At 68.9% G+C, this 24298-nt stretch carries 31 protein-coding genes, 1 tRNA gene, 1 pseudogene and 1 riboswitch; of the genes and pseudogenes, 16 read left to right on the forward strand and 17 right to left on the reverse strand.

The genetic code is table 11. From position 1 onward, the window contains the following. Nucleotides 1–109 precede the first annotated feature (109 nt). The 5 genes from J1C73_RS32310 to J1C73_RS32330 all read right to left on the reverse strand — a co-directional run bounded on the left by J1C73_RS32310 (nt 110) and on the right by J1C73_RS32330 (nt 5171). Entirely contained in the window at nt 110–1285 is a 1176-nt protein-coding gene (locus tag J1C73_RS32310; protein WP_372446773.1) for a M23 family metallopeptidase, read from the reverse strand. Between the two features lie 11 nt (nt 1286–1296). Beyond that, nucleotides 1297–1450: riboswitch (cyclic di-AMP (ydaO/yuaA leader) on the reverse strand. A gap of 233 nt (nt 1451–1683) precedes the next feature. After that, nucleotides 1684–2796 (reverse strand): PP2C family protein-serine/threonine phosphatase, encoded by a 1113-nt coding sequence (locus tag J1C73_RS32315; protein ID WP_207319474.1) that lies wholly within the window; start codon nt 2794–2796, stop codon nt 1684–1686. 218 nt (nt 2797–3014) lie between these two features. Then, nucleotides 3015–3088: transfer RNA gene (locus tag J1C73_RS32320), tRNA-Met, on the reverse strand. A gap of 584 nt (nt 3089–3672) precedes the next feature. Then, nucleotides 3673–4917: an SPFH domain-containing protein gene (locus J1C73_RS32325; RefSeq protein WP_207319475.1), complete on the reverse strand. Its 1245-nt coding sequence runs from the start codon at nt 4915–4917 to the stop codon at nt 3673–3675. A gap of 32 nt (nt 4918–4949) precedes the next feature. After that, the gene (locus J1C73_RS32330) at nt 4950–5171 is read right to left on the reverse strand and encodes an NfeD C-terminal domain-containing protein (RefSeq protein WP_123460604.1); all 222 of its coding nucleotides are present in this window, start codon (nt 5169–5171) and stop codon (nt 4950–4952) included. A gap of 207 nt (nt 5172–5378) precedes the next feature. On the opposite strand from J1C73_RS32330, the gene J1C73_RS32335 reads away from it, so the two are divergent. After that, complete coding sequence (locus J1C73_RS32335; protein ID WP_207319476.1) at nt 5379–5789, forward strand: SHOCT domain-containing protein; 411 nt, start codon at nt 5379–5381, stop codon at nt 5787–5789. Between the two features lie 216 nt (nt 5790–6005). On the opposite strand, the gene J1C73_RS32340 is transcribed toward J1C73_RS32335, so the two are convergent. After that, a complete protein-coding gene (locus J1C73_RS32340) occupies nt 6006–6656 on the reverse strand; it encodes a TetR/AcrR family transcriptional regulator (RefSeq protein WP_242645014.1) in 651 nt (216 codons plus the stop codon). A 138-nt stretch (nt 6657–6794) separates the two neighbouring features. Between J1C73_RS32340 and J1C73_RS32345 the strand changes: the two genes are divergently transcribed. The 5 genes from J1C73_RS32345 to J1C73_RS32365 all read left to right on the forward strand — a co-directional run bounded on the left by J1C73_RS32345 (nt 6795) and on the right by J1C73_RS32365 (nt 9583). Then, the gene (locus J1C73_RS32345; RefSeq protein ID WP_207319478.1) at nt 6795–7493 is read left to right on the forward strand and encodes a hypothetical protein; all 699 of its coding nucleotides are present in this window, start codon (nt 6795–6797) and stop codon (nt 7491–7493) included. A 535-nt stretch (nt 7494–8028) separates the two neighbouring features. Then, the gene (locus tag J1C73_RS32350; protein ID WP_207319479.1) at nt 8029–8208 is read left to right on the forward strand and encodes a hypothetical protein; all 180 of its coding nucleotides are present in this window, start codon (nt 8029–8031) and stop codon (nt 8206–8208) included. Nucleotides 8209–8384: 176 nt separating this feature from the next. Next, the gene (locus J1C73_RS32355) at nt 8385–8552 is read left to right on the forward strand and encodes a hypothetical protein (RefSeq protein WP_207319480.1); all 168 of its coding nucleotides are present in this window, start codon (nt 8385–8387) and stop codon (nt 8550–8552) included. Further along, nucleotides 8549–8995 carry a hypothetical protein gene (locus tag J1C73_RS32360; protein WP_207319481.1) on the forward strand — a complete coding sequence of 149 codons (447 nt, stop codon included), beginning with the start codon at nt 8549–8551 and terminating at the stop codon, nt 8993–8995. The genes J1C73_RS32355 and J1C73_RS32360 overlap by 4 nt, the downstream gene beginning before the upstream one ends. Nucleotides 8996–9175: 180 nt before the next feature. Then, nucleotides 9176–9583, forward strand: coding sequence for a spore-associated protein A (locus J1C73_RS32365; protein ID WP_123467147.1), 408 nt, complete (start codon nt 9176–9178; stop codon nt 9581–9583). Between the two features lie 606 nt (nt 9584–10189). On the opposite strand, the gene J1C73_RS32370 is transcribed toward J1C73_RS32365, so the two are convergent. The 8 genes and pseudogenes from J1C73_RS32370 to J1C73_RS32405 all read right to left on the reverse strand — a co-directional run bounded on the left by J1C73_RS32370 (nt 10190) and on the right by J1C73_RS32405 (nt 17183). Next, entirely contained in the window at nt 10190–10474 is a 285-nt protein-coding gene (locus J1C73_RS32370; protein WP_242645015.1) for a hypothetical protein, read from the reverse strand. Nucleotides 10475–11617: 1143 nt separating this feature from the next. Beyond that, on the reverse strand, nt 11618–11929 hold the full coding sequence (locus tag J1C73_RS32375; RefSeq protein ID WP_207319482.1) for an SCO5918 family protein: 312 nt from the start codon (nt 11927–11929) through the stop codon (nt 11618–11620). Between the two features lie 55 nt (nt 11930–11984). Beyond that, nucleotides 11985–12389, reverse strand: a complete 405-nt coding sequence (locus J1C73_RS32380) for a CBS domain-containing protein (protein WP_207319483.1) — start codon at nt 12387–12389, stop codon at nt 11985–11987. Between the two features lie 45 nt (nt 12390–12434). Continuing rightward, complete coding sequence (locus tag J1C73_RS32385; protein WP_207319484.1) at nt 12435–13946, reverse strand: DEAD/DEAH box helicase; 1512 nt, start codon at nt 13944–13946, stop codon at nt 12435–12437. 321 nt (nt 13947–14267) lie between these two features. Continuing rightward, a complete protein-coding gene (locus J1C73_RS32390; protein WP_207319485.1) occupies nt 14268–14471 on the reverse strand; it encodes a cold-shock protein in 204 nt (67 codons plus the stop codon). 464 nt (nt 14472–14935) lie between these two features. Next, nucleotides 14936–15010, reverse strand: a pseudogene (locus J1C73_RS36170) (cold-shock protein); the annotation flags it as partial. A gap of 238 nt (nt 15011–15248) precedes the next feature. After that, a complete protein-coding gene (locus J1C73_RS32400; protein WP_207319487.1) occupies nt 15249–15584 on the reverse strand; it encodes a MerR family transcriptional regulator in 336 nt (111 codons plus the stop codon). Nucleotides 15585–16865: 1281 nt separating this feature from the next. After that, nucleotides 16866–17183 (reverse strand): 4a-hydroxytetrahydrobiopterin dehydratase, encoded by a 318-nt coding sequence (locus tag J1C73_RS32405; protein ID WP_207319501.1) that lies wholly within the window; start codon nt 17181–17183, stop codon nt 16866–16868. On the opposite strand from J1C73_RS32405, the gene J1C73_RS36175 reads away from it, so the two are divergent. From J1C73_RS36175 to J1C73_RS35575, 5 genes are all read left to right on the forward strand, one after another. Beyond that, complete coding sequence (locus tag J1C73_RS36175) at nt 17165–18397, forward strand: glycosyl hydrolase family 28-related protein (protein ID WP_372446774.1); 1233 nt, start codon at nt 17165–17167, stop codon at nt 18395–18397. The two genes, J1C73_RS32405 and J1C73_RS36175, sit on opposite strands and share 19 nt — an antisense overlap. Before the next feature lie 32 nt (nt 18398–18429). Continuing rightward, nucleotides 18430–18690 (forward strand): hypothetical protein, encoded by a 261-nt coding sequence (locus J1C73_RS35310; protein ID WP_242645020.1) that lies wholly within the window; start codon nt 18430–18432, stop codon nt 18688–18690. 3 nt (nt 18691–18693) lie between these two features. Continuing rightward, nucleotides 18694–18927 carry a hypothetical protein gene (locus J1C73_RS32415; RefSeq protein WP_207319489.1) on the forward strand — a complete coding sequence of 78 codons (234 nt, stop codon included), beginning with the start codon at nt 18694–18696 and terminating at the stop codon, nt 18925–18927. Further along, nucleotides 18927–19349 carry a hypothetical protein gene (locus J1C73_RS32420; protein ID WP_207319490.1) on the forward strand — a complete coding sequence of 141 codons (423 nt, stop codon included), beginning with the start codon at nt 18927–18929 and terminating at the stop codon, nt 19347–19349. Before J1C73_RS32415 ends, J1C73_RS32420 begins: the two co-directional genes overlap by 1 nt. 137 nt (nt 19350–19486) lie before the next feature. Next, nucleotides 19487–19618 carry a hypothetical protein gene (locus J1C73_RS35575; protein WP_278186695.1) on the forward strand — a complete coding sequence of 44 codons (132 nt, stop codon included), beginning with the start codon at nt 19487–19489 and terminating at the stop codon, nt 19616–19618. A gap of 60 nt (nt 19619–19678) precedes the next feature. Here J1C73_RS35575 and J1C73_RS32430 read toward each other — a convergent pair whose 3' ends face one another. Next, entirely contained in the window at nt 19679–20260 is a 582-nt protein-coding gene (locus tag J1C73_RS32430; RefSeq protein WP_207319492.1) for an HD domain-containing protein, read from the reverse strand. Nucleotides 20261–20272: 12 nt separating this feature from the next. Beyond that, complete coding sequence (locus tag J1C73_RS32435; RefSeq protein WP_207319493.1) at nt 20273–21391, reverse strand: helix-turn-helix domain-containing protein; 1119 nt, start codon at nt 21389–21391, stop codon at nt 20273–20275. A 175-nt stretch (nt 21392–21566) separates the two neighbouring features. Here J1C73_RS32435 and J1C73_RS32440 point away from each other — a divergent pair, with 175 nt between their 5' ends. From J1C73_RS32440 to J1C73_RS32460, 5 genes are all read left to right on the forward strand, one after another. After that, the gene (locus tag J1C73_RS32440; protein WP_207319494.1) at nt 21567–21827 is read left to right on the forward strand and encodes a hypothetical protein; all 261 of its coding nucleotides are present in this window, start codon (nt 21567–21569) and stop codon (nt 21825–21827) included. Then, nucleotides 21824–22060 (forward strand): DUF7848 domain-containing protein, encoded by a 237-nt coding sequence (locus J1C73_RS32445; RefSeq protein WP_207319495.1) that lies wholly within the window; start codon nt 21824–21826, stop codon nt 22058–22060. The genes J1C73_RS32440 and J1C73_RS32445 overlap by 4 nt, the downstream gene beginning before the upstream one ends. Beyond that, complete coding sequence (locus tag J1C73_RS32450; RefSeq protein WP_207319496.1) at nt 22060–22227, forward strand: hypothetical protein; 168 nt, start codon at nt 22060–22062, stop codon at nt 22225–22227. Before J1C73_RS32445 ends, J1C73_RS32450 begins: the two co-directional genes overlap by 1 nt. Nucleotides 22228–22314: 87 nt before the next feature. Next, a complete protein-coding gene (locus J1C73_RS32455) occupies nt 22315–22794 on the forward strand; it encodes a glycine-rich domain-containing protein (RefSeq protein ID WP_207319497.1) in 480 nt (159 codons plus the stop codon). Between the two features lie 66 nt (nt 22795–22860). Continuing rightward, nucleotides 22861–23523, forward strand: coding sequence for a class I SAM-dependent methyltransferase (locus J1C73_RS32460; RefSeq protein ID WP_207319498.1), 663 nt, complete (start codon nt 22861–22863; stop codon nt 23521–23523). Nucleotides 23524–23942: 419 nt separating this feature from the next. On the opposite strand, the gene J1C73_RS32465 is transcribed toward J1C73_RS32460, so the two are convergent. Next, a partial coding sequence (locus tag J1C73_RS32465; RefSeq protein ID WP_207319499.1) for an amino acid permease occupies nt 23943–24298 on the reverse strand: 356 nt, incomplete at its 5' end.

The following is a 24298-nucleotide window of genomic DNA, read 5'->3' on the forward strand; positions in this document are numbered from 1 at the left end:
CGTCAGGGCTGCCGGGGTTCAGCGGTCGGGGAACAGCACGGGGAACGAACGGCACAGGGCACGGCAGCGGGCCGGGACCGGGAATCCCGGCTCCGGCCGCGCGGCGGCCTCAGACCGTCAGGCCCCGGGCACGCAGCCAGGTCATCGGGTCGATCCCGGTGCCGTCCGGGGTGTGGACCTCAAGGTGAAGGTGCGGGCCGGTCACATTGCCGGTCGCGCCGACGCGCCCGATGGTGTCCCCGGTGGTGACCTTCTGGCCGACGCCGACGCCGATCGAGGACTGGTGGCAGAACCACAGCTCGGTACCGTCCTCGAGCTCCAGGACCGTGCGGTAGCCGTACGAACCGGACCAGCCGGCCGACTTGACGGTGCCGCTGTGAATGGCCTTGACCGGGGTACCGGTCGGCGCCGCGAAGTCGAGACCCGTGTGGTAGCCGGAGGACCACATCGAACCGGCCTCGCCGAAGGTCGAGGTGATCGTGTACGAGGAGGTGGGGATGGCGTAGCTGGCGGCGAGCTTGGCGAGCCGCGCTGCCTCCGCCTTCTTCTTCGCCTCTTCCGCCGCCTTCTTCTTCGCGGCGGCGACCTTGGCCTCTGCGGCGTCCTGCTGCTGCTTCGCCTCGGCGGCCGCCTTCTCCGCGGCGGCCTTCTCCTCGGCCGCCTTGGCCTCCGCGTCGGCGGAGTCCTGCTGCTGCTCGGCCTGCTGGAGGATGCGGGCGCGGAGCGCCTCGCCGGCGTCCGTCGTGCCCTGTTCGGCCTCGGTGGTGGTGATGCCGGCCGTCGTCAGCGGGGCGGAAGCGGTCTCGTCCCTGGCCTTCTCCGCCTCGGACTCACCCGAGAACAACGCACCGACACCCGGCAGGGACTTGGCCTCGGGGAGGTTGTCCGAGATGGCATCGGGAAGGGAGATGGAGACCGGCGGCTTGCTCTGCGCGGAGGCCATGCCGCCCGCGCCGACGGCCGCGATGACACCGACGCCGAGAACGGTGGAGCTACGGGCGAGACCGTTGCGCTGCTTGGCGACGCGGTGCTTGCCGCGTACGGGGCGAACGGACTCCTCGGTGGGATTCCATTCCTCCCACGCCTTGTCGGGCCCGGCCTCGTCGGCCAGGAAGCCGTTGCCGGACTCGCTGCCCCGATCGGTTCCGTATGCGGTTGCGTGATCGGTCCCGTAAGCGGTTCCGTGGTGGGTGCCGTAGACAGCACCGGGCCCGGTTCCGAAGTCATTTCCGTGTTCGGGCACGAACCACGAGGGGGCTTCGGGGGCAGGCTTGTTGGACGCCACTGGGGCGCACTCCTTTCCTTCCTTCTCGCCTACCGGGTTAGCTGACGGGTTCGGAGCAGGAAGGTCTCCTACGGGTTCCTCCGCCTCTCAACGAGACAGAGATGCCCGATTCACCCCATGTAGGTGGTTCCCCGGTTCCCTTGCGGAATTCGGCGCTCGCGCACGGTGCCGCCTCTGACGGCGGCTGGGACAACCGCGCTGCGTTATCGAACGTTAATAGACACACGGGTCCGATTCCAAGCCGTTCCGACTGATCATTCACGTCTTCGGCCTGGACTTACAGCACACAACCGGGCGGAAACGGGCGAGTTGATCGCCCCTCAATCGTTATCTGTTTTCTGACATTGCGTCAAATGTTATGCGGAGGGATCCCTTGCGGTTACGCACGGTGGCATGGGTCACGCCCCCTCCCTGGGGCGCACGACGGCGAGCAGCGCCATGTCGTCGGTCGTCACCCCGCCGGTGTGCAGCCGTACGTCATCGGTCAGCGCCGACAGCAGTTCCTCGGGGCCCGGGAAGATCCGTCCGCGCAGCCGCTCGGCGGGGTCGTAGAAGACCCCCTGGGCGTCACGGGCCTCGGAGAGGCCGTCCGTGTAGAGGAGGAGCGTCGCCCCGGGGGGCAGCTCCCACTCGTCGGCGCGGTCCGGCCACACGCCCAGGTCCATTCCCAGGGGCAGCGCGGGCAGCGTGGGCTCCAGTACCTCCAGCGCCCCGTCCGAGTGCAGCAGCAGCGGTTCGGGGTGGCCGCGGTTGACGATCCGTACCCGGGCCGCACCCGGCGGGATCTCGGCGAGCGCGGCGGTGATGAACCCCTCGGCCGCGTCGAGGCCTCCGAGCCCGCTCGGTTCCCGCGCCAGCGCACGCTCCAGCCGCTGAGCCACCCCCTCCAGGGACCGCTCCTGCTCGGCGGCCTCCCGGAACGCGCCGATGATCACCGCCACGGCCTCCACCGCGTCCAGGCCCTTGCCGCGCACGTCCCCGACCACCAGCCGCACCCCGTACGGGGTGTCCGTGACCGAGAACAGGTCGCCGCCGACGAACTCGTCCGCCTGCGCCGCCTCGTACCGCGCGGCCACGTACAGCCCGCCGATCCGGTCGGACGGCGTCGGCAGCACCGCGCGCATGGCGGTCTCCGCGATGACCCGTGCGGAGGCCAGCTGGTCGTTGCTGCGCCGGACGACCCCGTTGATGAAGAGCGCGAGGACCGAGACGGTGAGAACGGTGAGGAGCTCGATGACCGGCACGACCTGGAACAGCGTTCCGCTGTAGAGCCGCAGCCCGGCCACACACAGCAGTGCGGCGATCCCGACACGGATGGTGCCGGCCAGTGAGAAGAACGGTGCGGCGATCAGCGGGGCCGCGGCGAACAGCGGAACGGCCGTGAAGGCGGGCGGGGTGAAGAAGTCGAACATCAGCCCGCCAGCGATGATCAGGCCAGGCAGCGCCCGGACGAACCGGCGGTTGCGGATCTCCCCGGTGCGTCTCCCCCGCCGCTGCTCCCGCTTCCCCACCTGTGGTCTCCTGCCCGGTGCGCTCACGGCCGCGGACGATACCGCGCACCACCCCCAGACTTCCCGGAGCGCGGTCGCGGGGCGACCCCTCGACGGCCAATAGGAGTACGAGCGCCGCGCGGATCGCACCGGCCGGCGGGCCGACGGCCCGGCAACGTACACATGTACAAACGAATCAGACCCGGCACGCTCTATGCGTGCCGGGTCTGATTCTTCAGTAGCGGGGACAGGATTTGAACCTGCGACCTCTGGGTTATGAGCCCAGCGAGCTACCGAGCTGCTCCACCCCGCGTCGGTAAACACAACTCTACGGCATGTTCGACGCACTCATGACCACCCCGCGCGCCCCGCCCCTCGAACGACTCCCCACCACCTCGCACTCATGACCGACCCATGACGAGCCCAGGGGGCGACCCCGCGCACGCGCCCCGCACGAGCACTCCCACCCCGCCCCGGTCGCGCCCCAACCACCCGCAATAGCCGTCAACGACCTTCAACGACCTTGGCAAAGGGGAGGATCAGTGCAGCCAGCCCCCAACAGCCGCCCCCTGCCTGCTTCTTGTCGCCCCATCGGATCAGTCACCGGCATGCGGGGGCGTGGCCGCACCCAAGACCGGCAAGCCACGCCAGGGAGTCAAAGTGTCGAAAATGAGAAGGTGTTGCGAGGAACACGTGTTCTGCCGCAAGGTATCTGCTGCATCCCCCGGACCGGTGGGCTGCCCGTGCGAGCAGACCCGGGAGCGCGCATTGCCGTGCCCCGCAGGCCGCTCCCGGTCTCTCATCGCAGCCTGTCTGGAGGGCCTCCGCCGATGACCGCACCGCTCACTCCCGCCCCCGCCCCGAGCGGGCGGGGCCGGCCTCCGGTCGCCGCCCGTGTCATTCCGCGTCGGCGATCCTGGGTGTCCGGTCCTGGTACTGGTCCCGGTCCCCTGTATCGCGGTCCGGGGCCGCCCCACTGTCCGTGCCGCTGTCCGTGCCACTGTCCGTGCCGCGCTGGAGCGACTGAAGGATCGCCAGCCCCTGGCCGACGACGCCCGCCGCCATCTGGTTGACACCGTCGGTGCCGTTGAGCACGGTGAGGCTGGCTCCCGACATCCCGCGGGCGGCCGCGTCGGCCAGAGCCGGCAGGTTCTCCACGATGCGGTTGGCCGCGATGAGTTCCTGGTTGCCTTCCCGCAGCGACACGGCCCGGGCCGTGTTGGCGTCCGCCTGAGCCTGCGCGAGGGTCCGTTCGGCGTACGCGCTTCCGTCCGCCTGGAACTTCACCTGATCGCGGGCTGCCTCTGCCAGCGTGCGCTGCCGGTAGGCCTCGGCGTCCGCCGGGCGCCCGACCTCCGCCTCCAGCCGCTGGGCGGCCAGTCCCGCCTGGCGCTGGGCCAGCGCGGTCTGTTCGTCGATGACCTCGTGCGATGCCCTGGCCTGCGCGAGCGGCCCGGCCTGGGCGGCCCGGGCGTTGTACTGCTCCGTCTCGGCGAGGAATCCGGCCCTCTTGATCGCGGTGTCCCGTTCGTACTCGGCCTTGAGCGCGGAGGCCTGCTGCTCGCGTTCGGCGGCCTGCTGATCGGCCTTGGCACGCGCGATCCGGGCCTGTCCGGCGACCGCGGCGGCGTGCGGGGCGGCCAGGTTGTCGATGTACCCGGTGGCATCGTCGATCTCCTGGATCTGGAGGGCGTCCACGACGATGCCGAGCTTCTCCATCTCACCGTGGCTGCCCGCGATGACCTCCTGGGAGACCCGGCTGCGTTCCCGGATGATCTGTTCCACGGTCAGTCCGCCGACGATGGAACGCAGATGTCCGGCGAAGATCCGGCCGACGAGCTCCTCCATCTGGTTCTGCTCGGACAGGAAGCGCCGCGCGGCGTTGGCGATGGACACGGCGTCGTCGCCGACCTTGAAGACGGAAACGGCCCGGACCGTGAGGCGGATGCCCTGCTGGGTGACGCAGTCCTCGGTGATCTCCGCCTCCCGGAGCGCGAGGGACAGCATCCGCGCCTTCTGCTTGATCGGAAGGACGAAGCTTCCGTGGCCGGTGACTATCCGGAACTGCGTGTCCTGCGTCTGCCGCTTCGAACCCGATATGAGCATCGCCTCGTTGGGGGCGGGAACATGCCAGAACAACATGAGAGGACTCCTGTCAGACGTCACTTCCCGGGTCAGGACGGCAAGGGCTCCACGACCACGGTGCGTGCCGAGACCAAGTCGACGACCACGATGCGTACGTCCCTGTCGATCGACGTGGCCGACCAGGCGGTATAGGCCTCGGAACCGCCCCGTACGGCCACCAGGACTTCCCCCGCCCCGTCGGGCGGGATCGGCACGGTGACACGCCCCACCGCCCCGACCGGGCTCCGGCCGGACTCATCTGCCGCGCGCACGCGTGCACCGCCGCAGGTACGTGTACGAACACGTCATCACAGTCACGAGGCGAACCGCCTCCCGGAGGCCCACGCCTCCCTCGACACGTCCACGTTACTCCCCGCACCCCGGCCTGTATCGCTCGCGGAACCCACCGAGCGAAGGGCGAAATGTGGTGGTATGAATAACTTCGTATTCCATTCGACGCGGCGCCCTGGGAGTGGACGATGGACGATTACCCGCTGCTCAACCTCTTCTGGACCATGCTGTGGTTCTTCCTCTGGATCATGTGGCTGTTCCTTCTGTTCCGCGTGATCATGGACATCTTCCGCAGCGACGACCTGCACGGATGGGCCAAGGCCGGCTGGCTGGTCCTGGCTCTGGTGCTGCCGTACGTGGGCGTCCTGATCTACGTGATCGCCCGCGGCAAGTCCATGGGGTCGCGCGACGCCAAAGAGGTGAGGGACCGGGACGCGGCCTTCAAGGCGTACGTGAGAGAGGCCGCGGGCACGGACACCGCGGGCGGCGCGACGAAGAGCAGCCACGTCGAGGATCTGACGAGACTCGCCGACCTCAGGGACAAGGGCGCGATCACGGACGAGGAGTACCAGCAAGCGAAGGCGAAGCTCCTCGTCTGATCCCTGACCGCCCAGGCGCCCCTCTGCGCTCGTGGCTCATGGCGGCGGTGTCAGACCCTGCACCGCCGCCATGACGCCGCCGCCTGACGCCGTCGTAGCCCCGACCGGCCGACGCGGACCGCTCCAGCCCGCCCCGGACCGCTTCAGACCGCCTGCTCCGTACGCCGTACGGCCGGCGACCCGAAGCGCTCAGTGACCGTCAAGCGGCGGTCGCTTTCAGGTGTGTGCGGTGCGATGACGGTCGGGGGTGAGGAGGTAGGCGACGGCCATGTCACTGAGTTCGTTTGCGTACTGGCGCCTGGCTGTTTCGTCGGTGACGGGGTCGGGGCGCACGGAGTTGTGGAAGCAGGCGCCGAGGATGGCGCGGGCCGCGGTGTCCAGCGCCGTTTGCGGGTCGGAGCGCTGGATCCGGGCGGCATAGGGCGCTGCCGTTTCGAGCAGGAGGCGGTGGATTTCGGTGATGGTGCGGGCGCTGCGGTCCAGGGATTCGGCCTCCCGCGCGCGCAGCAGTTCGGGGAAGAGGTTGTTGTTGTCGGCGAAGGACTGCAACAGGGCATGCGCATAGGCATCCATGACGCCGGAGAGCGACGGGGCAGCCGCGCGCAGCTGCTGGGTCACGTATTGCTCGCGCCGTTCCAGCATCCGCTCGGTCAGGGCGGTGATCAGCTGCCTTTTGTCCTCGAAGCGGCGGTAGATCGTGCCGACCGAGACGCCGGCGCGCTCCGCCACGCCGGTCATCGTCATCTCCTCCAGGCCGGACGTGGAGGCGATCTCCTCGGCTGCCTGGAGCACGCGCGCCAGTGTCGCGGCACTGCGTGCCTGCCGGGGTTCCCGGTAGGGCACTGGGCGGTCCGGCTCCTCGGTCATACCCCGCATGGTATCGGCGGCGGCCTCAGCAGGTCCTTTTAACGAGGAGCGCACACCTCTGGGCGGGGCGCACTCCTCTGGGTACTCTCGATACGTGAATGCGAATTCGTATTCACATTATATCTGGAGGTTCGACTCATGACCGACAACCGGACTCCCCCGCCCGTGACCGTGACGCTCGACTCAGGTCCCACCGGCTCCGGGAACATCGACGACTTCGAGCTGTTCTACGCCCGCCGCGCCCTGGACCGCTTCAGGGCGCGGCTGGGACGCCAGGGCCTGCTCGATCTCCTGGCCGCGGACATCGAGCAGGGCAACGCCTTCCTGCGGGAAAGCGCGCTCGCCTCCGACGGCAGCTTCAAGGCGGGCACGACGGTCCTCACGACGCGGGGCCTGGCCTCGGGCACGTTCCTGGCCTGGATGGACAAGGCCTTCGCGGGCGACGAGAAAGCGCTCCTGGCGGCGCACCCCGAGCACTACGTGATGGCTCCCGGGGCCGACGGGTCGTTCAACGTGGTGGAGAACATCGGCCCCCACGTCTGCTCCTTCTTCATGGGCGGCTGGGGAACGGACGCGATGGCCTGGGCCGCGGACGCGGACGAACTCCTCCCGGAGTCGGAGTTCCCGCACAAGATGTCCTCGAACCTCTTCCTGCCCGACGGCACGGTCGTCGGGCGGGCGCTGACCCAGTTCGGTGACACCGCCGACGGCTTCACCGCGAGCCTGACGGTCTACGTGCCCACCACGTGCCCGCCGGACGTCCTGGAGCACCACCTGCGCCACTACGCCGTCGAGTTCAGGACCTGGATCATCGCCGCCGCGACGGCCCACGCCTGAGTCGTCGGCCTGACGTCGGACGGCTTCAGCGGCCGGGAGATGTGGGCGGAGGCGCGAACACGTTTCACCGATGCGCGACCGTACCCGCGCAGGCGGAGGCCGGCGCGTACGGGTCCCTTGCCCGGCCTCGCCTCGCCGTCGACGCGCGCGGTCCGGGACGAACTGCCGAGCGCGCTCGCCCCGACTGGTCCCCCTGTCGTTCCTCGTGGACATTCGCGGGGTCGAGGCCTCGGCCCGCCGCCGAAACCTCGACCCCGGCCCGACCCCGGACCCGACCCCGGACCCGACCCCGGGTAAGACATCGCCTGCCTCTGACACACTGATTGCATGAGGCTTCGGCGGCCGAACCAAGGAATTGCAAAGCCTCTCGAAAACCGCAGGTCGCAAAGTGTTCTCCCCGCGCAGGCGGGGGTGGTCCGCCCACCCGCGTCAACGGCACTCCATGCCCGGTCACGAATGGGACGTTACCGAGCTGGCTCACCCGCACACCGCCCGCACCTGTACGTGGATCGTCCGAACCGCAGACGAGAGCGATGTGGCAGACGGCTTGGTCTACATCTCCACCCCGGAGTCGATGTACCCGGCTGAGGACTTCATCGCCATGTACACCACGGACACCCGCCGCATCGCAATGGCGCTGCTGGCCACAGCCGACCGGCCCGACCACGTGGCCGCTGGCATCCCGCGCCTCGAAGACCACCGCCCCACCCCGTGACCCTCCTTCACGCCGCCCCGTACCTGGCCGTGACCGCCCTCCTCGGAGCCGCAGCCGCCCTGCTGCTCCGGGGAGGGCCACCGCGACCACCACAGGCCCGGACACGGGCGTGTGCGGCCACACAGCCGGAACGTCGGCACCGCCCAGCACGACCACGACGCGTCAAGGAGCGCGACATGACCGACCCCCGCCGACGCCACCTGCGCGACGCCGTCACCATCTGCCCCGCCAGAGTCCCCTGCCCCGGCGGCGACATCCGGTGCGAGCGCGACGCTGGCCACGACGGCAAGCACAAGGACGGCTGCACCCACTGGGGCGCCAACACCGAGGGGCCGACCCGATGAGCGACCGCGTACCACTGCGAGGGGAATTCGACCCCATTGCGCTCATCACCGCCGCCCCCGACGTCCCGCACACCAGCACCGAGACCGTGCGCGGTGGACGTCGCCTGAACGGGAAGGCCGACCCGATGAGCGACCGTACCGAGGTGCAGCTGCTCCACGTCGCCGACCGCGCCCGCCGCGGCGTCCTCCTCCCCGACGAGGTGGAACAGCTCGCCGACGGCATCATCACCGCCACCGCCCGTGCCGGGTTCTTCGAGGCAGCGCTCAGCCCCATGCGCGACCGGGCCGAAGTCGCCGACGTCCGCGCCCAGGCCCGCGTCACCGAGTTGGAGCAGCAGACCACGCTCGCCCACGCCGCCGTCACCGGACAATGCCGGGCCGCCGAAGCACGGGTCGCCGAACTCGAAGCAGCACTCCGTGCCTGCCGGTGCCGCCAGGCCTGACCGTCCGATACACGACAGGGCCCCCCGCGCTGGACTCTGGGCGGGGAGAGGCAGTGTCCGGGCCCAGGCCGGCGCTCCTTGCGGCCACCTCCCCACGGTGTTGGCCGGTTTGCGCCCCTTGAGTAGCCGTCAACAACCGCCGAGCATCACTCAGACGTCAACTCAAAGCGTGGGGGACAAATGAAGATCGGCCGCAAGATCGCCACAACCGTCGGCGCACTCGCACTCATGGTCGGCGGGGGACTCGTCATGGCTCCCTCAGCGAGCGCCGCAGTCGCCTACAACGGAGCCTGCGGATCCGGCTACAACGTGATACGAAGCCTCACGATGAGCGCCTTCGGTACCGGATACCTCACCTACAGCTCCGCCACCGGCAAGAACTGCGTCGTCATCATGAACGGGACCGGCGGAAGCACCTACATGAACGCGATCATCGTCGCCAGCAGCGGCGGCACCGTGGAAGAGGACTACGGGTACTTCAGCTCATACGCCGGCCCGGTCTACTACTACGCACCCGGGCAGTGCGTCGACTGGGGCGGCCTGATCGACCAGTACTACCGAATGGAAAGAAACGTCGCGTGTAGCTGAGGTCATGCCAGACGGGTGCACACGCCCGCCACAGCGCCCCCGCACCGGAAACCGGGCGGGGCGCAGCTGCGTGCAGGGTGGGTATCGGCGGTGCCCAGCAGAGGGGTCAGCCCTGCGGTGGTTCAACGCCCGAAACCGCCCAACGTGCGCCGCAACAACATCCACCCGAGCGGACCTCGCTCTGCCACACTGAACCCCGGCCCCGCTGTCACCCCCATTGACACGGCCACCCCGGAGGGCAACCCATGAACTGCGGAAACTGCGGCGCAGCAGCCGCCCAAGGCCCCGACGGGTCCTGGACCTGCTCCAACCAGTGCGGCTGGTCCTCCAACGCCCCAGCACCCACCATCACCCCCGAGATCACCACCACCCGATGCCGCGGCTGCGACGCCGAAGTCCACGGCCTCGACGGACGGTACGCGTGCGGGCTGTGCGGATGGTCAAACCACTGGGCGGAAGGCCACCGCCCACTCCCCACCGCAGAGCCTCGGCGCTGAGCCCAGCCCCGCGGACTCCCGCTCGGCACTCACCTCTGCCGGCCTGCCGCCGCAGAACCCGCTGCATGACGGAGCCCCCGCCCAGACGTGCGGCGGGGGCTCGACGTGATCAACCAGGCTGCTCGCCGCGGAGGTCCGCCCAGTCGCCTTCGGTAGCCACGCTGTGCAGCGGTGTGTCTTCGTGCTCGTAGTGCGCCAGCGCCAACCCCAGCGCGAAGAACGTAGGCGCCCACTCACCGACGAAGATCCCCACCCGGTCGGCGCGGGCCACCCCCGCCGGCTCGACTCTCATCGACCCGAACCACGAAGTGACGGACAAGCCGATCGAGATGAAAGCGGCAGTGTAGGCGTGCTCGGACTTCAAGCCTTTGTCGTGCAGCATCTTGACGATCATGGCTCTCCAGGGGAGTGCAGGGGCAAAGCATCACTCCCAGCGTCACCCCGGACAGCTCGTGTCGCATCTCGTCAGAACTGCAACGCCGGGTGGCACGCCGCACACATCGCGTGAGGGCGCCCCAGCCGCATTGGCTGGGGCGCCCTCACGCGCAGGACAGGTGTCAGCGGGGGAGCGCCTCATCGAGGTACTCATGGACCGGCCCGAACAGTCCGTAGGGCACTGGTGGGATCATGCACGCGAGGGAAAATCGAAGCACGGAGCAATCGGTCGGGTATGAGGACCGACGTTCTCCCCGCGCAGGCGGGGGTGGTCCGCACATCAGCCACGAGTCCGACGAGCACCTCGCGTTCTTCCCGCGCAGGCGGGGGTGGTCCGTCGTCGCGCTCTGACACGGGCGCTCAGTGCGTGTTCTTCCCGCGCAGGCGGGGGTGGTCCGATGTACCAGGGCGGGTCGAACATCATCGCGCCGTTCTCCCCGCGCAGGCAGGGGTTCCGGATCAGGTCCCCGCCGTCGCCCATGAAGCACAGCGTCCTCTGTCCCGGCTAAGGCAACGGGACAGAGGACGCTTTGCCGTGTCCGAGTTGGTCGGCCGCTGGCTCGGCCTCGTGGGCCGCACGCCTTGCCGTACCCGTGCCGCGACCGCTCGGTGCCGCTCCATCTCGGAGCATCCACTCACACATCAGCCCGGTAACCACTGAGCGCCCCTTCTGGCCGAAACCAGAAAGAGCGCTCAGTGCCAGGTCGGAGGGCGTACACCCCGCCTGCCAGAGATAGGCCGTGTGGGACTCGAACCCACAACCAACGGATTAAAAGTTCCCGAGGTCTGCTGGGGATGAGTGACGGCCGGTCCGCGCCCGTCCGGAAATGCCTGGTCACAGAGCTTCGCTCCGAGACGTAGTCCGGTCAGTGACAGCCGGTGGTGAACCGTCCGCTCACGCATCGCTCACGCATCGGGGGAGGCTCCCCTGCGGCCGGGCTCTTCGCCATACCTGACCGCAGCAACGGACCCCGGTCACTGAGGTCGGCCGCCAGCAGTGGCTCCGGGCAGACGCACCCAGGACAGACAATCCGAGCACTGACACTGTCGCGCCGGGAGACCCTCATCGCAGTTTTGATGGCGGTTCACGCTTGCGCGTGAGTCAGGTTGCCGCGGGGGCGCCGAGCATCGCAGAAGCCTGTTGGAACCGGTTGAGAACGCGCGTGGGCGCTGCGGCCTGGGGAAGGTCGCGGCAGGTGAAGCCGAGCTTGGTCAAGGCGCGGAGGACTTCGGCGGCGGTGAAATCGCGGCGGTCCTGGCGGGTGATGATCTGCCCGACCTGCTTGACGGGGTAGGTGCGACGGCCGACGATCACGGACGTCCCGAAGACTTTCTCAGGCTTGACGCCCTTCATCGATTCCACGACGGCGCTCTTGGTGAGGTCGAACGGGAAGCGGGCGATGACACAGCGCATGATGCCTCACAGGGAGAAGAACGAAGGGGGACGGTCCTGCAGCGGCTGAGACGGGTCAGCGGGCAAGGGCGAAAACGCCCAAGGCGTTGCCGTGTTCGTCGACCACGGGCAGGGCGTCGAGCCGGCGGTAGCGCATCGCGTGCTCGGCTTCGACCAGGGTGGTCGCCTGGGAGGCGAAGGGCCCTCGATCGCCGAGGATGTCCCGCAGCTGGACCCGGTCCGTGTACGCGGAGCTGTCGCGGACTGCGGTGAGCTGGGCCTGGGTGACCAGTCCGGAGCACAGGCTGTCGGCGTCGCAGACGAGCAGGTACCCGGTCCGGGCGCCGGCCATGACGGACAGGGCGACCTCGACGGTCATGTCGTCACAAACCTGCGGTCCGGCGGTGTCCATGGTGTCGGCCACCGTGCTGTGCACGGGGGCGGCATGTGCCGGGCGGGGGTGCATCTGGACCAGCGTCAAAAGGTGCCTCCTGCAGTGGTGGCTCAGCTTCCTGATCACGAAGTTCTAGGCCGCCGCGTCGAAGGAGGACTGTCGCGCGGTCACGCGCCGAGCAGCCGAAGCGGGGCTGCGCCGGCCGCGTGAGGACGCGCTGCGCTTACGCCGCTCGGCCACCGGCGCGGTGATCGTCACGGGGATGCCGGAGGGGGCCTGGGCGCCGGTGATCTGGCTGAGTGCTTCTTCGCCAGAGCGGACCTGGGTGGTCTGGGGCACGATGCCCGCGGAGGCCATGAGGCGGGTCATGTCGCGGCGCTGGTTGGGTGTGACCAGGGTGACGACGCTGCCGGACTCCCCGGCCCGCGCGGTACGCCCACCGCGGTGGAGGTAGTCCTTGTGGTCGGTCGGCGGGTCGACGTTGACGACGAGGTCCAGGTTGTCGACGTGGATGCCGCGCGCCGCGACGTTCGTAGCCACGAGCACGGTGACATGGCCGGTCTTGAACTGAGTCAGGGTCCGGGTGCGCTGCGACTGCGCCTTCCCACCGTGCAGGGCGGCGGCCCGTACACCGCTGGCCAGCAGGTGGTCGGTGAGCTTGTCCACGGCCCGCTTGGTGTCCAGAAACATGATCACCCGGCCTTCCCGTGCCGCGATCTGCGTTGTCGTCCGGTGCTTGTCGGTGCCGTGGACGTGCAGCACGTGATGCTCCATCGTGGTGACCGCGCCTGCGGACGGGTCGACGGAGTGGACGACCGGGTCGGTGAAGTACCGGCGGACCAGACGGTCGACGTTGCGGTCGAGGGTGGCGGAGAACAGCATCCGCTGCCCCTCAGGGCGGACCTGGTCCAGGAGCGCGGTGACCTGGGGCATGAAGCCCATGTCGGCCATCTGATCGGCCTCGTCCAGGACAGTGATCGCGACCTGGTTCAGCCGGCAGTCACCGCGGTCGATGAGGTCCTTGAGCCGGCCCGGCGTGGCGACGACGACCTCGGCGCCGCCGCGCAGCGCACTGGCCTGCCTGCCGATCGACATTCCGCCGACGACGGTGGCCAGGCGCAGCTTCACCGAGCGGGCGTAGGGGGTGAGTGCGTCGGTCACTTGCTGGGCCAGCTCACGCGTCGGTACGAGGACCAGGGCCAGCGGCTGACGTGGCTCGGCGCGCTGTCCGGCGGTGCGGGCCAACAGCGCCAGGCCGAAGGCGAGGGTCTTGCCGGAGCCGGTGCGCCCGCGCCCCAGGGCGTCACGGCCCGCGAGGGTGTTGGGCAGGGTCGCACCCTGGATCGGGAAGGCGACCCTCATGCCTTGCGCGGTCAGCGCGGCCAGCAGTTGCTCGGGCATGTCGAGGTCGGCGAACGTCTCGACCGCGGGCAGCGCGGGAGTGATCGTCTTCGGCAGGGCGAACTCACCCTGGACCGCTGCGGGCCGCCGACCGGGGCCGCCCGAGCGGCTCGGGCCCCCTGAACGACTCGGGGCGGGCGAACCGCTGCGGGCGCCTCGCCCCGAACCGGCACCGAGGCCGAATTCGGTGCTACCGGTCCGGCGGGGGTAGGAGGAGCGGTCGTTCGTACGTGTGGGGTTCATTGAGAACCTTCCTTGATACGGCACGTATCAAGGAATTCCCGCAGCGGAAGAGCAGCGCGGGGAATCACAAGAACGGGCCGAAATGGAATGCGAGAAAGAATCTGGCTTGTAGTGAATCCAGCGCGAAGCACAGGAAGGGAACGGGTGACGTCATGTGGAGATGGAATCCCGAATACCGACCGGTAGCTCCGAAGAGCGCGCACTCCTGAGAATGGACTGCGGGCGGTGTTGTCCCACAGGTGACACCACTGCGGGAAATTCCCGTAGCTGGGGCCCGCACCCCGAGGGATGCGGGCCCCAGCTACGAAGTACGCGTCAGCGTCAAGCGAGAACGATGTTCTCGGCCGTCAGGCCCTTCTGGCTCGGCGCGACGTCGAAGGTGACTCTCTGGCCTTCGATCAGCTCACGGAAGCCTTGGGCGGCGATGTTCGAGAAATGGGCGAAAACGTCATCGCCCCCGCCGTCCTGCTCGATGAAGCCAAAACCTTTGGCTGCGTTGAACCACTTCACAGTGCCTGATGCCACGTAGTATCTCCTTAGGGCAATTCGCCGGGACCCTCGATGCACGGATATCGAGTCGCGGCGATGATGCCCCATCCGAAAAATGACCGGAGATACGAAAGAGCAAGGCGCTTGAGTTTTGGGAACCACGACTGCAACTGAGGCCGACAGTAGCACGAGGTAACGGCCTGTGTGCGGTGGATAATTCTGCGCTGCTAGTTGCGGTAAAAACACTTCTTGCGTGGCGCGTTAAACCCTCACTGCGCGATCGTAGATTTTTACCCGCTCGGAGCGCAGCGTTTCCGAAAGGGCGGCGGCCGCCCAAGATCCGGGCTGCCACCTGAAGGCCGGCACCCACCGCGGGGGAAAGTCGGATAGCAGGACCTGCCCGGGCCAGCCGTAGACTCCGAGCGCGGGCGGGATCAGGCCGGGAGTGTTGTTCTCGCCAGCGGGCCCTTCCGACCCGGGGCGACGTTGTACATCACGCCTGGGCCGCCGCCATCCTGGGCGATGAAGCCGAAGTCCTCCTCCGCGTTGAACCACTTCACAGGCCCTGTAGTCATGCCTCAGGCCCTCCTGCCGATGCAGACCTCCGCAATACACGGAAACACGGAAAGCGAGGGTGATCGCCCTGGCTCCTGCGGCACAGCGCAGCAGAACGCCCACGCCGAAGACGTGGGCGAAGAGGAACCTCCGAAGATGCCGGCTTCCGCAACCGCTACACGTCCACGCACCCTGGCACCATGGGAATCGACCCACCCCGACCAGCGGGGCCTGCCAATATCCGGCGGGCTCACCGCCTCAGGCCACGGGCGGTTCCGCCGATTCGGCGGCGCGGCGGTATTTCTCGTTGATCCGTTGGGCCTCTTCGAGCTGGTCTTCGAGGATGACGATGCGGCAGGCAGCCTCGATGGGGGTGCCCTGGTCGACGAGTTCGCGGGCGCGGGCGGCGATGCGCAGCTGGTAGCGGGAGTAGCGGCGGTGGCCGCCCGAGGAGCGCAGGGGTGTGATGAGGCGGGCTTCGCCGATCGCGCGCAGGAAGCCCTGCGTAGTACCGAGCATCTCGGCGGCCCGGCCCATGGTGTAGGCGGGGTAGTCGTCGTCATCGAGACGTCCGAACGAGTCGTCTGCTGTCACTTGCACCTCTCTGTGGAACACGCTGGAGGGGCCCGGGTGCCATGTGGCACCCGGGCCCCGAAGGAACTGCTACACCATCTGCCGACCCTGATCCTGCGTCGGCCTTGTGTTTCCGCTGACCCGACCTGAGCAGCGTCGGGGGTGCGGGGATCGCGGTTGCTTGACCGGAGACCACCTCACTATCGATGTCCTGCGGTACCCGGGCTCAAGGCTTCCGCCCGGGCGATCCTGATGGCGCCTGCTCCTCCGTTCTTTCCCTCTGATCTTGCTGAGCGGGAACTGCATACTGCCGGTACCGCCTACTTCCGATACTGCGAACTACTGGTGACCCTGAACAGCGCCACTCTTCGGCAGCCAGCCCCGTCGCCTCTCCTGCACCTGCTCTGGCTTAGAACCCCACTGCCGAACTTCCCGATACGCGCGCCCGCAGCCGACGCCTTCACCGAGGTGCTACTGACAAACGCACTGCTGACCTGCGAACTGCACTTGCCGTACTGCTCACGGCAGCCCCTGATCACTACGGGCCACCCGGTCCGGTCGTCAGCCCCGTCGCCGTCCTGCAACCGCTCTGGCTTCGAGGCTCCACCACCGCACCGTCGCGCGAACTGCCTTTACTTCCGGTACTACTGCCCGGCAGTTCGTCTCTGCCGGGCCTTGCTTGATCTCGGCTACGAGAGAAACCATAACCACGCCGCTGCTCAATGTCTACTCCTGCCAGCATAGATTTTCCTTTGCCAGGGAGAGAGATGGTCAGCCTCAGGCGCAGTAGAGACGCGCGCCGCCCCACACCGGCCGGGCTGTGGGCGGTCGCTTTCACGTTGGCGATCTCCGGTACGCCCACCGCCTCGGGGTCGGCGTGCATCTGGGTGGCGATCGCCGTTGCCGTGGTGCTGGTAGCGGGCATGGACGACCCGCTGCCCCCGCATATGAGGAAGAGGCGCAGCACGTGGACATAGGCGCACTCGCAGCAACCGGGGTGGCGCTGGTCGTCGGGCTCCTCGGATGGACCCAGTCACGGGCCGCGAACCGTAGATCCGACTTCACGGCCATCACGGAGCGGCTGGACAAGGAGCTGGCGACAGAGCGGGTACAGCGCAAGCTCACCACCTCGTTCGTGCTGGATCTCCTTCGGTGGGCTCAGCGCGTCGGGCCCGGAACTCCGGCCTGACCGCCACCGGATCCTCCGGTGGAACTCGACCTCACCCCCTGGCGCCCATGAATCCACAACGCCCCCTGTCCCGGCTTCGGCCGGGGCGGGGGGCGCTTTCGTGCGTCCGGGGGTTAGCCGGCCGCGGGCTCGGCTCCATGGGCTGCCGCGATCTGGTCGATGCGCTTCGCAAGGTCGAAGTCCGCGTCGGTCAGTTTGTGGCCGGCGTCGTGCGTGGTGATCCCGAACCGGACCCTGTCCCAGCGCAGGTCGATGTCCGCGTGGTGCCCGATAAGCCGCTCAACGTCAGCCACGTGCACGATCATCGCGACGCCACCGTGATACCGGATCCCGAACGATCGCGTGATCTCGTCGCCTACCCGCGACCAGCCGCGCAGCTCCAGAAGCCGCCAACGCCATCGACCCGCACCTGATGCAGCACCGCGTCGCAGGTACCGGCCAGCCCGTCACCGCGATCTACGAGACCGACGGCGTCACCCCGATCAGCGAACTGCGAAGCAACGCCGCAGGGCAGGACTCCCCGGGCGCGATCCGCCCGTTCAAGGTCGCCGACGTCCTCGGAATTCAGTACGAATACAACGAGGTCAGAGGCCCCGTCCGCTGGTTCGAGCAGGGCCAGGAGGTCGGGGCGGCCGCCCTGTCCGGGCTCGGCGGGAAGCTCGACAAGAGCGGTGGCACGATCACCGGAGACCTCGACATCGCGGGCACACTCACCGTCGGCGGGCAGCCCGGCGGGCCGACATTCCTACGGGCCCACATCTACAACGTCATCGACCGCGGAGCAGTCGGCAACGGGGTGGCCGACGACGCCCCTGCGATCCAGTCAGCACTGAACACCGCGCGGGATGCCGGCGGCGGCACCGTCCTCATCCCGGCCGGGCAGTACCGCCTTGCCTCACTCCCGCTGCGCATCTACCGCAACACGCACTTGCGCTGCCTGCCCGGAGCCCGGCTGATCCGGGCCCTGGACACCACGATGCTCATCAACGGTGACGCGGATCAGGCCTACGGGATCTACACCGGCCACGGCTCGATCACGGTCGAGGGCGGCACGTGGGACATGCAGGGCACGGTCGTCACCGCGTCCAGCATGTGCATGTCCTTCGGTCACGCCGAGGGCATCACCGTGCGCGGGATCACCGTGCTCGACCTCCCCGGCTACCACGGCGTCGAGCTCAACGCGATCCGCAACGGGCGCGTGCTGGGCTCAGTGTTCCGGGGCTACATCAACCCCGGCAGCCGCGATTTGTCCGAGGCGATCCAGATCGACCTCGCCAAGAGCCACGACGAGTTCGGACCGTTCGGCAGCAGGCCGGGATGCCGAAGGGCTCGTACCCGGTCACCGCGTCGTGCGCGACGGCAACCAGCTGGTGGAAGCAGCAGGGCCGCTGGAGCGACTACCCCGCAGTCGGCGCGCAGGTCATGTTCGGGCCGGGCGGCGGCTCCCACACCGGGATCGTCATCGCCTACGACGCGACCACAATCACCACGATCGAGGGCAACACCAACACCAGTGGCTCGGCCGAGGGTGACGGGGTGTATCGAAAGGTCCGCCAGCGTCGGGACGCCTACGTGTACGGCTACGGCTACCCCGCCTACCCCGCCTACCCCGGCGGCATCAAGTCCGCTGACTCCGGCTGGATGAACCCCACCACCACCCCGTCCGAGGAGGGCGACATGGCAGACCCCATTGACGTGCTGCGGTACCGCAACGCGAAGGCAGACGCGGCCGAGGTGAAGAAGTCCGGGAAGCACATACCGGACGTGTACGGCTACATCGTCCAGACGCACGCGGCCACGGTCGCGAACACTGCCGCGATCAAGACCCTGGCCAAGCTGGCCGGGGCTGACGTCGACACGGCTGCCGTTGTCGCCGCGGTCGAGGCCGCCATCAAGGACGCCGTGATCACCGTCGACATCAACACCCCGGGGGTCTGACCCATGACGAAGCAGTTGCTGCTCGACCTCACCGAGCGGGCGGGCTGGACCGGAGCACAGGCCGCGCTCGGCCTGGCCATCGTGGAGCTCGCCGACGTGCCGGTGTGGTGGGCGGCCCCGGTCGCTCTGGCCATGTCCTCGGCGAAGGGCTGGATCGCCGGTCGCCTCGGCCGGAAGGGCACCGCGTCCACGCTGCCCGCCGCCGCCGACCCGGCCACCCTCGCCAGGGGCGCCTGATGCGGGCGGCGGCCCGGGGGATCTCCCGCCGCCGCGGTGTCCTGGTCACCCTCGGCGCCGGCTGGGTCGGGTATGGGGCGCTCGGCATCCTGATCAACCCGAGGCAGGGTACGACCGCGCTGCTCGGAGACATCACCCGGTGGGTACCGATGACCGTCCTCGGCTGGCTGTGGGTAGCGGCCGGGGCGGTCGGGATCGTGGCCGGCCTGGCCGTGAGCTGTCCCCGGATTCAGGCCGCCGGGTATGCGGCGCTTGCCACCCTGGCCGGGCTGTGGGCGGCCGCGTTCACGCTGGCGGTATCCGATACGCCTACCGCGTCGGGGTCGGCGTGCATCTGGGTGGCGATCGCCGTAGCTGTCGTGCTGGTGGCGGGCATGGATGACCCGCTGCCCGCGCACATGAGGAAGGGGCGCAGCACGTGAACGTAGGTGCACTCGCAGCAACCGGGGTCGCGCTTGTGGTTGGGGTACTGGGTTGGACCCAGAGCCGGGCGACGAACCGCCGCTCCGACTTCACGACGATCACAGACCGGCTCGACCGAGAGGTTAAGGACGAGCGGGTGCAGCGTAAGTTGCTCACGGCCTACGTCCTCGAACTCCTCGGCTGGGCGAAGAAGGTCGAGCCGGACACTGCGGCCGGCCCGCCGCCGAACCCACCGCCCGAGCTGGACTTGACGCCCTGGCGTCGATGAACAACGCCCCTCGTCTCCGGCTTCGGCCGGTGGCGGGGGGCGCTTCTTCGCGTTCTGGGGTCAGGCGTTCGTTTCGCCGAGGGCCTCGCGGAGCCAGTCAAGTGTGCCCTGCCCGAGGAGTTCATCCGCGAGGCGCTGCCCCGTCTCGGTGACCAGGCGGCCGCGGCTGTTGTCGATCCACCGCTGCGCGTTCTCGTAGCCCTGGGCTTTGTACTCGATCCCCTGGAGAAGGCATTCCAGCTTGTCCGCGTCCCGGGCGCAGATGGCCTCCGGAGATTCCTTGGCCTCGTACTCGGCGACGACGTCGCGGATCGCTGACGCAAGGGCTTCGGGCATGCCGGCCGTCTGGTCGGCGGTCACTGCCTGCGGGTCGCCGGCCGGGGCGTACTTCTTCCCGACGTAGTTCACGTCCCCGGTGCGGGTCTCCTGGGTGTCGTGCCACACGGCGAGGAATGCGGCCTGCGCGGGGTCGGCGCCTTCCAGCTTCGCGATCAGGGAGGCGATCAGCGAGGTGCGCCACGAGTGCTCGGCGACGCTCTCCGGGTCCTTGATGCCTGCCATCCACCAGCCCGTTCGGCGCGTGTGCTTGAGCGTGCCCGCTTCGTACAGGAAGCGCGCCACTGCGGACAGATCGTCAGCCACGCCCGTCTCCTCTCACGCCTCGGCGAGGCGGATTGCGTACCGGATGCCTTCGAGTTCCCGGCGCGTGCGGGCCGACAACTCCCGGCTATCCAACATCACAGGGAGGGCGGCGCGTAGCTCCAACCCCGCAGGCGTTCCGGGACGTATCAGGTTCGGGCGGGCCGCAAGCAGGGTCCACAGAGTGTGGACGTTGAGGTCGAAGAATCCGTGGTGCGGGGTCAGACCCCCCACTAGGTGGCGCATCAGCTTGTCCCCCTGCCAGGGGCCGGGGTTCGGGGTGGCAATGAAGTCGTCGGACAGTTGGAGTCCGCCTGCCTCGCCGATCCAGTAGGCCCAGTAGTTCAGGTTGGCGGCCTCGCCCGCGTCGTTGTCGACGAGAGTGGTCGTGATGAAGTGGCCCATCCGCTCCTGGTCGCCCTGCCTGGCCGCGACGGCCGCAACGGATCGGGAGTTGAGCCACCCTGTCAGCCAGCCGTCAGGGCGCTCGGTGCGTTGCTGTAGGGCAAGCCAGTCGGAGGTGTCCGTCGCGTCGTCGTAGCCAGCGAGATAGAGGGCCTGGCGGCGAAGGAGGAAGCGGTCTGCCCCGCGGGCCTGTTCGGCGGTGCGGCGCATGCGGGAGAAGAACCTCCTCCGGTCATTGGTGGCTAGCTCCGGCCCGGTCGGTACGGGGCCGCGCCGCGGGCGGGGAGGGTCAGGAAGGGACCGGAGCGGTGTGGGCGCGACTCCGTTGAGCGGCCAGGAGAGAACCTCGACGAGGTCGCGCTGCATGACCCACGCTCCGAGAGGGCTGTCGACTGTTGCCGTGTTCTCGTCGAGTGCGCTGGCCAGCAGGACGTCCGCCTCCATGGCCCGCTCCAGCGCCACGAGAAGCGCTGGTGCACTGCCCAGCTGCAGGAGTTGGTGGCGGTGCATGAGTATCTGCCCGACGGGCACTGCGGTCAGTGGCCGACGGCCCGACTCCCACCCGGCGATGGTGTCGGACGAGACGCGGAACTTCTCCGCGAGGGTGTCCTGGGTGTGCCCGAGCTGTTCGCGGATCATGCGGAAGACGTACCCGGAAATGATCCCGCTGCGGCCGCGGGCAGCTGATCCCTGACCGCCGGTCAGGGTAGTCGTCGGGTTGCTGTCCATGGCGTCCCCCTTGCGCGGTGACCACGGTCGGGCACCCGTACCTGCGGTCAGTTCAGGTGGCGTCCCCTGCTCCCTACTGTCGAAGGCGCAGGGCTGACCGGGCAACTCAGCGTAGGAGAAGGGGCGTCATCGTGGGACACATTCCTCACCGACGGCGACGGGGTGATCACCCGTGATGACACTCAAGGTGTACGAAGTCACCCGGGAAGGAACCGTGCGCGTCGTGCGCCCGGAGGCCGAGGTGGTGCCGGTCGCGGTCGTGGACCACACGGCAGCGTTCCCCGACTGCCAGTGTCCGCAGCACCGCTCCGAGGGCACTGACGCCGCGTACCGCGTGTTCGTCGAGCACACCGCCCGGTGCGCCACCTGCCGTGCCGGAGCCCCGTGCGCCACCGCCGCCCACCTCTGCCGCGCCTGGCGGGAGACCCGCCGATGAGCCCCCGGGTGATGCGGTTCGTGGAGTGGACGATCGGCGCTCCCCGCGGCGAGGCACCGAAGCCGGTCATCCTTGTCCGCTGCCTCGAACCCGGCTGCGACCAGGAGTCCGAGGCGAGCCGCTCGCACATGGACGCCGACCGCTGGGCGCTCCAGCACGCAGGCCGGACCGGCCACACCGAGTACGACGAGATCGCACGCTGCCGACTCGTCGCCACGCAGAAGGAACGCTGATGGCCGAGTCGACGAGGATCTCCAGGTACTGCTGGAACGAGAACCCGAACGGCGCCGGCCGCTGCGTTCTGAACCACGGCCACATCGGCAACCACTACGACTGGTACGCGCGGCCGAGCTGGGCAGGGCCATGCGCTGAGTGGCCGCAGGAACAGCCCACCACCTGACTCCCGTTCGCGCCGGTGCACCCCGTAACCCGGCGCGAACGGGTCCGCCCTCAAACGAGGGCACCGTCCCACAACAGGAGGAAGCACATGACCATTGCGTTAGAGCGTCCCGTGGGCACCACCGACCCGGCCACACTCGTCGACCCCGACATGATGGAGCGGCTCGCCGCCCGCATCACCAAGGACCACCCCGACACCAACCTGACCGACGCCCGCCGCATCGTCGGCCAGACCGCCGCGTTCCTCGCCGCCGGCGCGGCGCTGCCCGACGTCGCGCTGTCGCCGAGCAAGTCCGTCGACGTCGGCTGGCACACCTGGATCCTCCACACCGTCGACTGCGCCGCGTTCTGCGACCGCGTCGCCGGACGGTTCATCCACCACGTCCCCACCCCCGAGGGCGAGAACAGCGAGGGCGGGCCCGAGGCGGAGAGGCAGCGGACCCTCGACGCGCTGGCGGCCGCAGGATTCCGGATCGACCACGATCTGTGGCCCGAAGCCGCCAAGATGGGCGAGTGCTCCCAGTGCCACGCGGGCTGCACCGACAGCCCCAACGGCGGCAAGATGTAACACCAGTTACCCATCGCCGGCCGCCCGGGTTCGACACCGGGCGGCCGGCCCCATGAACGGAGCGGCATGACCGAGACCCAGGCATGGGACACCTACTCGAAGCAGAAGCCAGAGCGCCGCCCCACGAACGCCGCGGGCGAGACCACCTGGTTCAACTGGACCCAGTACCCCGACCACGGACCCGGCGCCGAGCTCCTCGGCGTGGGCCCGGGCGCGACCGTTCTGGACCTGGGATGCGGCAAGGGCGGGAACCTCGCCCATGTCACCACCCTTGGTGCCCGCGCCGTGGGTGTCGACGTCTCGCTCGCGCAGATCAAGGCCGCCGAAGCTCGCTGGTCCGACACCGGCATGGTCCTCCATCGCACCGAGGCCACCCGGTTCCTTGAGGAGAGCGGCGAGCACTTCGACGCCGTCTTCTCCGTGTTCGGCGCCGCCTGGTTCACCGACCCGGCCACGCTGCTGCCCGCGATCCGCCGGCGCCTGCGCCCCGGTGGCGTGCTGGCGTTCTCCCATAGGCCGCCCGTCGAAGGCTGCTACGGGTGCCAGGCCTCATACATCAACCGGTCCGAGGATGAGGACCCGCTCGTCGTGAAGCGCTGGGACTACGAGCCTGAGCGGTGGGTGGAGATCCTCACCGAGCACGGCTTCACCGCGGCAACCGCGCGCGTCTTGCCCGCGCCGCCCGGTCGCCGGAAGATCGGCACGCTGCTCGTCCGCGCCCACGGGTAGCGGCGGAACGCCTCAAGAGCCCCGGCCGTATCTGCGGTCGGGGCTCCGTCGCGTCCGATTCGGGCTCAACCTTGGATTCAAAGGCTCACCGGGGTGCCTGCCTTCGCCGCTCCGAGCGGGGGTAAACCCGCAGGTCAGCGGCTCGCTCACTGCCCTGATTCGGGCCTTCTGGCAACGAACACGGTAGAGGTGCCATAGGCCGAGTTCCGGGTTCATGGACCCACTCCCGTGACTACAGGAAGCCCCGGCCGCAGATCAGCGGCCGGGGCTTCCTTGTGCATGATCACCGACTTTTCGGCCGAGCGGCGGCCGAGCAACTGTCGCGGAAACGCTCCGAAAACCAGCGATCCCCAGCTCTCATACGCTCTGAGCTGGGGTCGAGGGGTAGGCCGTGTGGGACTCGAACNNGGCGGCCTCGCTCAGCGAGGCGTATTGCGGGCGATCGTGCGCTTGTGATCCGGATTGAGGAACCAGTGACGGGCCGAGGCCAGCCACCAGGTGGCGGCGAAGCCGAGGACCACCAGGACGGCGATCGGGGCGTAGTTGAAGGTTTCCCAGGTGACGGGTGAGACCTGGGGCAGCATGAAGAGCACCGTGATGACCGCCACCCAGACCACCGCGACGATGCCGATGGGGCGGGACCAGCGGCCCAGGTGCCAGGGGCCGGGCCGGAAGTCGTCGCCGCGCAGCAGGCGGAGCAGGGTGGGGATGACGTAGGCGATGTAGAGGCCGATCACCGCGATGGAGGTGACGGCCGCGTACGCGGTGACGTTGA

This window comes from Streptomyces laculatispora, assembly GCF_017353455.1.
Taxonomy (GTDB): Bacteria; Actinomycetota; Actinomycetes; order Streptomycetales; family Streptomycetaceae; genus Streptomyces; species Streptomyces laculatispora.

Bases quoted from the DNA above. Each gene is read 5' to 3' on its own strand.
- J1C73_RS32355 (WP_207319480.1), top strand. From the start codon at position 8,385: ATGACCGACCCCCGCCGACGCCACCTGCGCGACGCCGTCACCATCTGC.
- J1C73_RS32345 (WP_207319478.1), top strand. From the start codon at position 6,795: ATGACCGACAACCGGACTCCCCCGCCCGTGACCGTGACGCTCGACTCA.
- J1C73_RS32440 (WP_207319494.1), top strand. From the start codon at position 21,567: ATGACACTCAAGGTGTACGAAGTCACCCGGGAAGGAACCGTGCGCGTC.
- J1C73_RS32365 (WP_123467147.1), top strand. From the start codon at position 9,176: ATGAAGATCGGCCGCAAGATCGCCACAACCGTCGGCGCACTCGCACTC.
- J1C73_RS32455 (WP_207319497.1), top strand. From the start codon at position 22,315: ATGACCATTGCGTTAGAGCGTCCCGTGGGCACCACCGACCCGGCCACA.
- J1C73_RS32340 (WP_242645014.1), bottom strand. From the start codon at position 6,656: ATGACCGAGGAGCCGGACCGCCCAGTGCCCTACCGGGAACCCCGGCAG.
- J1C73_RS32385 (WP_207319484.1), bottom strand. From the start codon at position 13,946: ATGAACCCCACACGTACGAACGACCGCTCCTCCTACCCCCGCCGGACC.
- J1C73_RS36175 (WP_372446774.1), top strand. From the start codon at position 17,165: ATGCAGCACCGCGTCGCAGGTACCGGCCAGCCCGTCACCGCGATCTAC.
- J1C73_RS32420 (WP_207319490.1), top strand. From the start codon at position 18,927: ATGCGGGCGGCGGCCCGGGGGATCTCCCGCCGCCGCGGTGTCCTGGTC.
- J1C73_RS32325 (WP_207319475.1), bottom strand. From the start codon at position 4,917: ATGTTGTTCTGGCATGTTCCCGCCCCCAACGAGGCGATGCTCATATCG.
- J1C73_RS32335 (WP_207319476.1), top strand. From the start codon at position 5,379: ATGGACGATTACCCGCTGCTCAACCTCTTCTGGACCATGCTGTGGTTC.
- J1C73_RS32435 (WP_207319493.1), bottom strand. From the start codon at position 21,391: ATGGACAGCAACCCGACGACTACCCTGACCGGCGGTCAGGGATCAGCT.
- J1C73_RS32445 (WP_207319495.1), top strand. From the start codon at position 21,824: ATGAGCCCCCGGGTGATGCGGTTCGTGGAGTGGACGATCGGCGCTCCC.
- J1C73_RS32375 (WP_207319482.1), bottom strand. From the start codon at position 11,929: ATGCGCTGTGTCATCGCCCGCTTCCCGTTCGACCTCACCAAGAGCGCC.
- J1C73_RS32415 (WP_207319489.1), top strand. From the start codon at position 18,694: ATGACGAAGCAGTTGCTGCTCGACCTCACCGAGCGGGCGGGCTGGACC.
- J1C73_RS32450 (WP_207319496.1), top strand. From the start codon at position 22,060: ATGGCCGAGTCGACGAGGATCTCCAGGTACTGCTGGAACGAGAACCCG.
- J1C73_RS32460 (WP_207319498.1), top strand. From the start codon at position 22,861: ATGACCGAGACCCAGGCATGGGACACCTACTCGAAGCAGAAGCCAGAG.
- J1C73_RS32370 (WP_242645015.1), bottom strand. From the start codon at position 10,474: ATGATCGTCAAGATGCTGCACGACAAAGGCTTGAAGTCCGAGCACGCC.
- J1C73_RS32360 (WP_207319481.1), top strand. From the start codon at position 8,549: ATGAGCGACCGCGTACCACTGCGAGGGGAATTCGACCCCATTGCGCTC.
- J1C73_RS35310 (WP_242645020.1), top strand. From the start codon at position 18,430: ATGGCAGACCCCATTGACGTGCTGCGGTACCGCAACGCGAAGGCAGAC.